Source organism: Microbulbifer echini, assembly GCF_041447225.1.
Classification (GTDB): Bacteria; Pseudomonadota; Gammaproteobacteria; order Pseudomonadales; family Cellvibrionaceae; genus Microbulbifer; species Microbulbifer echini.
In genome coordinates this window covers 36,833-44,123 of record NZ_JBGMEL010000023.1, presented here as the reverse complement: position 1 = coordinate 44,123, position 7,291 = coordinate 36,833, and the positions used below count along the sequence as shown (strand labels likewise).

The window sequence follows — 7,291 nt, the reverse complement described above, 5'->3', positions numbered from 1 at the left end:
GCTAAAAAGCAAAGTGCTTTCTCACATGAGAATGTTACAAAAGAAACCTGCGCGTGTAGCATCCTACTTCCGGCATGAATCGATTAAATATGCAGCATAATAGAACTATTTGTCCGCCGAGTTAATAGTGCTAGATAGCAAGTAAGACCAGTAGTCAGGGCCCTGTAGCACTTCTCTGCTATAAGGCTCCATGATTGGTCAAAAAGAATACTTCCGTGGTAGCACTTTGGCTTTAAAAACCTGCTCAATCCCCTTGTCATAACCAGGGTTTACTACCGTATCATGGTTTTCGCCCTTAATGACTCGCCTGCGTAGAGTTAGATTTTCATAGTTACGGGACTTGAGTCGTTGGGCCAGGTCTCTGAAGTCCTGAACGCCACATACCTCTCCTTCCTCTAGGCAGACCTCCTCTCCTCCGATAAACATATACACACTCTTGGGTAGGTCGGCCTGACGTTCGGCGTAGGCGAACTCACTTTCGAGAATTTGCTTATCGGCCCACCAGATGCTCGGGCTTCCGATCACATAGCGATCAAAGCTATCGGTGTGAGAGAAAAGGGCATGTAGGGCTAAGAGTCCGCCGAGGGAGTGGCCAGCCAGCGTTTCGTCATTCTCATCACCCATAAAGGAGTTGTTAATGAATGGTTTAAGCTCGTTCTCCAAAAATTCTAGAAATTGATTGGCTCCTCCACCTAACGTGTTCCCCCGGATCTCTCCCGGTACTGGAGTAAAATCTGTTAAACGCAAAGTGAAGTTGGGGGTATCTAGGGGATGTGAGATGCCTACAAGAATAACTGGCGGGAGCTTGGTCTTACCTTGTTCATCTGGGACTTGTTCATGGATTAAGTTTGGTGCCACCATAGGGAAATTCATATAACCATCGGTCATATAAATCACTGGATATTTGGTGCTCTCTTCAGGGTTAAAAGAGAGAGGCAGTAGCACATCAATAACGAACCCTCGCCCCAGTAAATCAGAGTGAAAGTTGTAGGATAGAATGCCTTGGCGAGTAAACGTTCTGGGTTCAGCGGTGCCGGCTTGTACCAGCTGGGCTGCCAGAACAATTAAGATGGTCAGCAATACTTTAATTATTTTCATTTTGATCCCTTAATGAGCCACCCCTAGGTGTGCCCAGCCGCGTTATATGGCGGTCAAGACTGACAAGCCTATCAGATCGGGTGCGAAGTTATCTACCTTGAGTTTTGCCTGCGGTTGTAAAGATAAGTATATAGATCTGAGGGGGGAGTTGTGAGGGATAAACACTAAGGATGACTGGCGTAAATGGTATTTTTGTCGTCCCTATGTCTTGTGAAAATAGTTGATCACTATAACCAATGCACTACTAAAGTCTCAAGGGAGATAAACCTTCTCCCTTGAGAGTATCTATCTGTGATTAGTCTCTAATCATAATGGAACTCAGCTGGATTTTGCCCTCAATGCATTCGTAGTAACTAAAGTTAACTGAGGTTTTGGACATATAGGCAGAGAGTAGAAAAGAGACTTTGGTGTCATAAATTTCAGTGTCATCACTAACTAGCACAAAAGTCCTAGTGTCAGGGCATACCACTTCGGTATTGATGTTTTCAAAACCTTTTAGCCTAATGTTCACTCCCCAGCTGTGAACCTTGAGGGAGTCGATCCGTGCTTCCCCCGTCCAGGCGGCTTGGCCAGAGAAAGGGATAAACAGGACGACTCCCAGAATGATTGATATCAATTTTTTCATTCGCCACTCCCTGGTATTTACATCGCCAACGATTAAGGTTGGCAGTTTCCTTGGTGCAACTTATCAAAGAATAGCAAAGACCGGACGTCTTATTATTGTGTATGGAGCAAGGACTCTTTTCGTGTGGTTTTTTGTGCAGCCAGGGCTAGCTTGACGAATCCAGTGCCCTGGCGCTTTTTTTTAAATGGTCGGACTACCTAGATTTATTCTTCGAGGTGAATCCTCTGGGATTCCCTGATTCGAATTCTACGATTTTCATGCTTGTCCCCACGAATTCGGACTCGCTCACCAGATTTCATGCCTTTATCTTTGGCTTCCTTGGAATCTATAAAATAATATTTTCCTGTGGTCTCATCTTTAATAGAAAATCGGTGATCAATCTTTCCGGTTTGGAAATTTTCCGAAATTTCTTCCTCGAGTATACCGGTCACTGTTTCTTCCCCGTAGGCATAGGCTGCCAGGAAGAAAGTGGCTAATAAGATGGTTAGATATCTCATGTTTATACCTTCCTTTTAGTTGGAATGATTGACCGAAATCGTAGCGGTCTTATTGGTGCTGTCTCTGGAAATAAATTCAATAGTGATACCGGCAGAGGTGTCCGTGAAAGTACTTCCCGGTTCTTCCAGAGTTGCCACCTGGTTTGCTGTTCTGTCTTGAAGGTAATGTATCGTAACCTGATTGGCCTGCTGGGGTCGTGGATTTAAGGTGTTGTGGGCAATATGGTATTCCACAAAATAATGATTTCCCCCATTCGCACTGCCGCTGCTCTCTACTTTTAGGAGTTGTGGTAGGTTACTATTCAGTTCGCCGGCAGTCAGCTCGATAGCCTGCACTTGGATTTCTGAGGGGTTTCCTAGTGATCTGGCTATAGTCGTCGTATAGCCTGGGAATTTGTTATACCACCCCATGTAGTCCCTGTGGGCGCTACCAAATAAACGGGATTCCCAGCTGTTGCCCATAAAAACGGCACTGGCCCCGTATTCGCTTTCGCCACGATCGTTGGTATCCCCATCGTTGTTATCATCGTTGCCTGCGTGACCCAAGCCAATATTGTGTCCAAGCTCATGGCCCAAGATTAATTGATCGCTATCGGCGGTGATGATGCTCCAGCGGCCATTGACTGCGGCTACTCCAGAGCCAATTAATCCCGCTCGATAGGCGGCGTCTGGAAATATAAATACTCTGTGACGCCAATCACCCAGGTCCACTGGGCGATTATTGGCATCGACAAAATTGCTCTCAATCCAGGCTGTTGCATTATCTCGCCAAGTGTAACCACCATCGGAATATTGACCATCCTGCGAGTTTCCGGCACGTGCTTGCGCACTATCCAAGCTTAATATACCGCCATTTTGACTATCTGGAATGCTATATACAAAACAGTCAATCGAGCTTTCTTCCTTGTTTTCTTCGCCATAACAGTACTGTGCCAGGGTGTTGTTGTTACTTAGGTGGCGCTGAAATTTCAGTTGCCCCAGAGAGTTTTCTTTATAGGCGTTATCGAGAGAGTCTATATCGTTAAAGGTCATATTCGCGAGATCGGAAATACTGACGTCATCGGTAACGGAGGCATCTGAAAAATTGACTAGAACAAATACAATGCTGTTTTGAGTGGCCTCTACAGTCTGAATCGAAAAATTCACTGAGAGTCGATCACCATTGCTCAGGGGAAAGGTAAGGGTGTCTTGAACCGAAGCGCCGTTATTTAGTGTGTTGGTGTTACTGTTCAGCCGATATTCCCAATTACCACTCTCGTAGAGTTTGAAATCGCCATATTCCCCGGTAAAAGTGCCAGCTTGGAAGGAGGGACTTTTACTGTCAGTATTTTCAAGCTGTAAGGTCCCCTGTGCATACTCATTATTGCCTACCACCAATGTAGCCAGAGGAGTGGCGGGATTAAATGAATAGTCACCGGTATCAGTATCTGTGCTGCTGTCTCCTGACCCCGTGTCTGTACTGCTGTCATTGTTGTTTTGTTTGTTGTCTGAACCACCGCTACTGCTGGAGCCGCCACTGCAAGCTGTCAGAAAGGTGGCTAAAGCGACTGCGGTAATGATTTTTATTGAACCTGGCATTGCTCCCCCGATTTATCTCTATAAGGTATTGGCCGGTAAATGGATAAATGGTGGACTCCCACTAAGTGGTACGGTTCCATCAGTTGTGTTCAATGGGGGAATCTATGCCGTCTTAGTCGCTACAGGCTAAAAAGTATCACTCCTTAGGGCTGTCATATGGGATAAGTGCGTAACCGGGAGGTGTAAGAGTTTTTGCCGATTCCATGCGGTGAATAATTTGCATTGGGTGACAAATGGGTCAAGGTCAGGTTATTTATCTTTTATTGAGTTGCCTTCATCAACCTGATTCGGAGGTAATAAGCCAACCCCTAACTCAATGGCTCGGTAGTTATTCTTCACCACTTATCTGCTTCTGAGGCTATTGATCACATCTATGAACCATTAATATTTTGTTCCGGCGCTAGTGACACGCACTGTTAAATTGCCTTCATTAAATTGGAGGTTAAGATGAAATGGATTACTTTTGGGCTGTTGCCACTTACGTTTTATATGGGGGCGCCTCACGCTCAATCAATTTCCCAGCAATGGATACTGGCTATGGCCGTGAAGGCCGAAAGTAAATCCGATACTGCCATTTCCGATGCCGAATCCGGCTATGCTCGGCAGCTGAAATTACAGGGAGCCCTTCAATACGGCGATTGGGAGGGTCAGTTATCCTTTCTGTATGAGGCAGAAAGTGGTCAGGGCGAGAGTAGTGAGCTGGTTGTGGAGGAGTTGTTTTGGCAGGGCGACTGGTCTGGTTGGGATTTAATGGCTGGTAAGCGTCGACTGGATTTCGGTGTGAGTTATGCTCATCGTCCCGTGGATGTATTCCTGCCCGTGGAGCGTAACCCGGTTTATTTGCATACAAATGAAGGCGTTGCCGTAGTCTCTGCCAGCCGCTTTACAGAGAGTGGGGAGCTGAGCTTAATGCTGGTGGATGCCAATGCAAGTCGGTTCCATGATACAGGGTTACCCAGAGGGTTGGCGGTGCGCTGGTATCAGTTGGGGGGTGTAAACGAGTGGCAGTTACTCGGTTACCTGGATGATCAGCGCGGGCTGAGTATTGGGGGTAGCTTGGTAACGACCTATGGAGAATCTTGGGAGCTACACACAGAAGGGCGTTATCAGCAGCGTTACAAGCAATGGAAAGAGCCTAGCTTTCCGGAAGCCGCTGCCCCATCTATTGAGGAGGAGCGCCGCGATGGTTGGCAAGCCCTGTTGGGAATGACCTGGACCCATAGCGAGGGGCATTCGCTAATTGCAGAGTACTGGTACGATAGCCGCGCATGGCGGGCACAAGACTGGCAAGAATTGGTGAATAACGCCCATTGGTATCGTGATCAAGGGTCGCAGTGGGATAGTACCAGATATACCTGGGCTGCGGCTTTTTTAGGTGAGGGGCGCAACCGCCATAACCTGATGCTGCACTGGAGTGCATCCAATCATCGCTACAACCCAAAGCTAGATCTTTTATATTCTCCAGAAGACAGAGGTGTGGTTGTCACTGTCGGTTGTAGCCGTGAATTAAGAGGCTATTGGACTCTTGACGGATCAGTAAGGTATTTTGGCGGCGCGAAAAATTCTTATTTGGCACAATTACCGATTAAAACCCTTGTGACTTTAACTACGAATAGAACGTTTTAGAAAAATTATGCTGAAAGTATTGAGCGAGTATTTACGTACCCTGGTTCTTTGCGTTGCTGTGGCGCTGATTACTAAGGCGGTATGGAGTGGTAGTTACTATATGAATTTTGCTATTTCTCTGGCTTATGGCTTTGTTGGGTTTTCCTCCCGAAAATTAATTGAGCACTTAAAGCCAAGTTGGCCCCATAAATTGAAATATATAGTAATCGTTTTGGTAACAATTGTACTGGGTACCATCCATGCTTGGTGGTGGATTGCCGGCTTTAAGGCTTTTCCAGCGATTGATATTCTGATTAATTTACTGATCATTGCTGCTTTTGTTACCACTTTGTTGTACCAATTTTAACTCAATCGAGAACAGACGCATCAGCTGGAGACAGAGCGCAGGGAGGCGGAATTACGCCAGGCACAGCAACAAAAAGCGTTTGTACAGAGTCAATTGAAGGTGTTGCAGAGTCAGATAGAGCCGCACTTTCTCTTTAATACACTCGCTAATCTAAAAATGCTGATACGTCACGACCCACAAAAAGCCGAGTTGCTGCTGGATAATTTTAGTGACCTTTTACGTTTTAGCCTAAATAAATCCCGCTCTGATCATGTGTCGTTAAAGGATGAATTCAGTAGCCTCGAGAGTTACTTGGCCATTCAACAAATTCGCCTGGGTGAACGGCTTCAATATAGGATCGAAATTGCCAAGGAAATAAACCTCACCTCAGTCGTGCCTCCTTTACTGGTTCAGCCCTTAGTGGAAAATGCTATTTTCCACGGTATAGAACCCTCGTCCAAGTGCGGCCTGGTTTTTCTCAAGGTGGCTAGGGAGGAGGGGCAATGGGTAATAGAGGTCGAAGACAATGGTATCGGTTTGCAGTCTGACACCAACAGGCCCAAACTAGGTACACACAATGGTTTGGCGCTAAAGAGCATTAAGGAGCGGCTTGCCGCTCTTTACCAAGGAAAAGGTAAGTTGCAGATAAGTAATAATAAGCTGGGCGGAGTCACTGCCCGACTGGAGTTTCCATGCGCGCAATAATCGCTGACGATGAACCCCTGTTGCGTCACCATCTTGATAAAATGCTGGCCGATGTTTTTCCGGAGCTTGAGGTTGCGGGCAAGGCAGCCAGTGGCGAAGAGGTATTGGCTCTCTGTCAGGATGTGAAACCGGATGTAGTATTTCTCGATATCCGCATGCCTGGCTTGAATGGTATAGGCGTTGCCACCGCGCTCAATCAGTTGGTTAGTAAACCCCTAGTGGTTTTTATTACCGCCTACGATGAATATGCGGTAAGCGCCTTTGAGCAAGAGGCTGTAGATTATCTTCTGAAGCCTATTGAGGAAAAGCGTTTACAGCTTGCCTGTGACCGTATCAGAGCGCGGTTGGCCAATAGTGTCGAGGAAGGCGATCAAGAAAGCCTGGATATCGAAGCCTTGCTGCGCCAACTAAGCACCGTTAAGCCTGAATACCTGTACTGGATTCGGGCCAGTAAAGGGGAGGACGTGCACTTAATCGCCTGCGATGAAGTCTCTGCCTTTGTAGCAGAAGATAAGTACACCACTGTATATTCCAGTCAGGGCCAGCATATTATTCGCACCCCGCTTAAGGAATTGATGACTCAGTTACAGCCTGATCTTTTCTGGCAGATACACCGATCCAGCATTGTTTGCGTTAAACGTATTGAGAAAATAACTCGAGGTCTAACCGGGTCGGCAACTGTGATTATGAATGATGGACAGAAATTTACGGTTAGTCGCAGGGCTGCCGCTTTGTTCAAATCTATGTAGATTTTAGTTTTGTATCTGTAGTGTAGGAAATAGATCCGTATAGTTGCTCTTATTGGCCTGATGGTTATTTCTGAGTTTTCTCATGCGG

The 7,291-nt window shown here is 46.4% G+C and carries 8 protein-coding genes; 4 read left to right on the top strand and 4 right to left on the bottom strand.

All coding sequences use genetic code 11. From position 1 onward, the window contains the following. Window positions 1-198: 198 nt before the first annotated feature. From ACCI51_RS17720 to ACCI51_RS17705, 4 genes are all read right to left on the bottom strand, one after another. Window positions 199-1,098, bottom strand: a complete 900-nt coding sequence (locus ACCI51_RS17720) for an alpha/beta hydrolase (protein ID WP_371844750.1) — start codon at window positions 1,096-1,098, stop codon at window positions 199-201. 295 nt (window positions 1,099-1,393) lie between these two features. Next, window positions 1,394-1,723, bottom strand: a complete 330-nt coding sequence (locus ACCI51_RS17715; RefSeq protein ID WP_371844748.1) for a hypothetical protein — start codon at window positions 1,721-1,723, stop codon at window positions 1,394-1,396. A 203-nt stretch (window positions 1,724-1,926) separates the two neighbouring features. Beyond that, window positions 1,927-2,220 (bottom strand): hypothetical protein, encoded by a 294-nt coding sequence (locus ACCI51_RS17710; RefSeq protein ID WP_371844747.1) that lies wholly within the window; start codon window positions 2,218-2,220, stop codon window positions 1,927-1,929. A 15-nt stretch (window positions 2,221-2,235) separates the two neighbouring features. Further along, window positions 2,236-3,798, bottom strand: a complete 1,563-nt coding sequence (locus tag ACCI51_RS17705; RefSeq protein WP_371844746.1) for a VCBS domain-containing protein — start codon at window positions 3,796-3,798, stop codon at window positions 2,236-2,238. 447 nt (window positions 3,799-4,245) lie between these two features. Here ACCI51_RS17705 and ACCI51_RS17700 point away from each other — a divergent pair, with 447 nt between their 5' ends. The 4 genes from ACCI51_RS17700 to ACCI51_RS17685 all read left to right on the top strand — a co-directional run bounded on the left by ACCI51_RS17700 (window position 4,246) and on the right by ACCI51_RS17685 (window position 7,203). Next, entirely contained in the window at window positions 4,246-5,424 is a 1,179-nt protein-coding gene (locus ACCI51_RS17700) for a hypothetical protein (protein ID WP_371844744.1), read from the top strand. Between the two features lie 7 nt (window positions 5,425-5,431). After that, complete coding sequence (locus tag ACCI51_RS17695; protein ID WP_371844743.1) at window positions 5,432-5,770, top strand: hypothetical protein; 339 nt, start codon at window positions 5,432-5,434, stop codon at window positions 5,768-5,770. Window positions 5,771-5,869: 99 nt separating this feature from the next. Continuing rightward, the gene (locus tag ACCI51_RS17690; RefSeq protein ID WP_371844751.1) at window positions 5,870-6,454 is read left to right on the top strand and encodes a sensor histidine kinase; all 585 of its coding nucleotides are present in this window, start codon (window positions 5,870-5,872) and stop codon (window positions 6,452-6,454) included. Then, on the top strand, window positions 6,442-7,203 hold the full coding sequence (locus ACCI51_RS17685; protein WP_371844742.1) for a LytR/AlgR family response regulator transcription factor: 762 nt from the start codon (window positions 6,442-6,444) through the stop codon (window positions 7,201-7,203). The genes ACCI51_RS17690 and ACCI51_RS17685 overlap by 13 nt, the downstream gene beginning before the upstream one ends. Window positions 7,204-7,291 lie beyond the last annotated feature (88 nt).

Excerpts from the sequence above, each read along its gene's own strand:
- ACCI51_RS17685 (WP_371844742.1), top strand. The coding sequence starts at position 6,442 with ATGCGCGCAATAATCGCTGACGATGAACCCCTGTTGCGTCACCATCTT.
- ACCI51_RS17720 (WP_371844750.1), bottom strand. The coding sequence starts at position 1,098 with ATGAAAATAATTAAAGTATTGCTGACCATCTTAATTGTTCTGGCAGCC.
- ACCI51_RS17715 (WP_371844748.1), bottom strand. The coding sequence starts at position 1,723 with ATGAAAAAATTGATATCAATCATTCTGGGAGTCGTCCTGTTTATCCCT.
- ACCI51_RS17710 (WP_371844747.1), bottom strand. The coding sequence starts at position 2,220 with ATGAGATATCTAACCATCTTATTAGCCACTTTCTTCCTGGCAGCCTAT.
- ACCI51_RS17705 (WP_371844746.1), bottom strand. The coding sequence starts at position 3,798 with ATGCCAGGTTCAATAAAAATCATTACCGCAGTCGCTTTAGCCACCTTT.
- ACCI51_RS17700 (WP_371844744.1), top strand. The coding sequence starts at position 4,246 with ATGAAATGGATTACTTTTGGGCTGTTGCCACTTACGTTTTATATGGGG.
- ACCI51_RS17695 (WP_371844743.1), top strand. The coding sequence starts at position 5,432 with ATGCTGAAAGTATTGAGCGAGTATTTACGTACCCTGGTTCTTTGCGTT.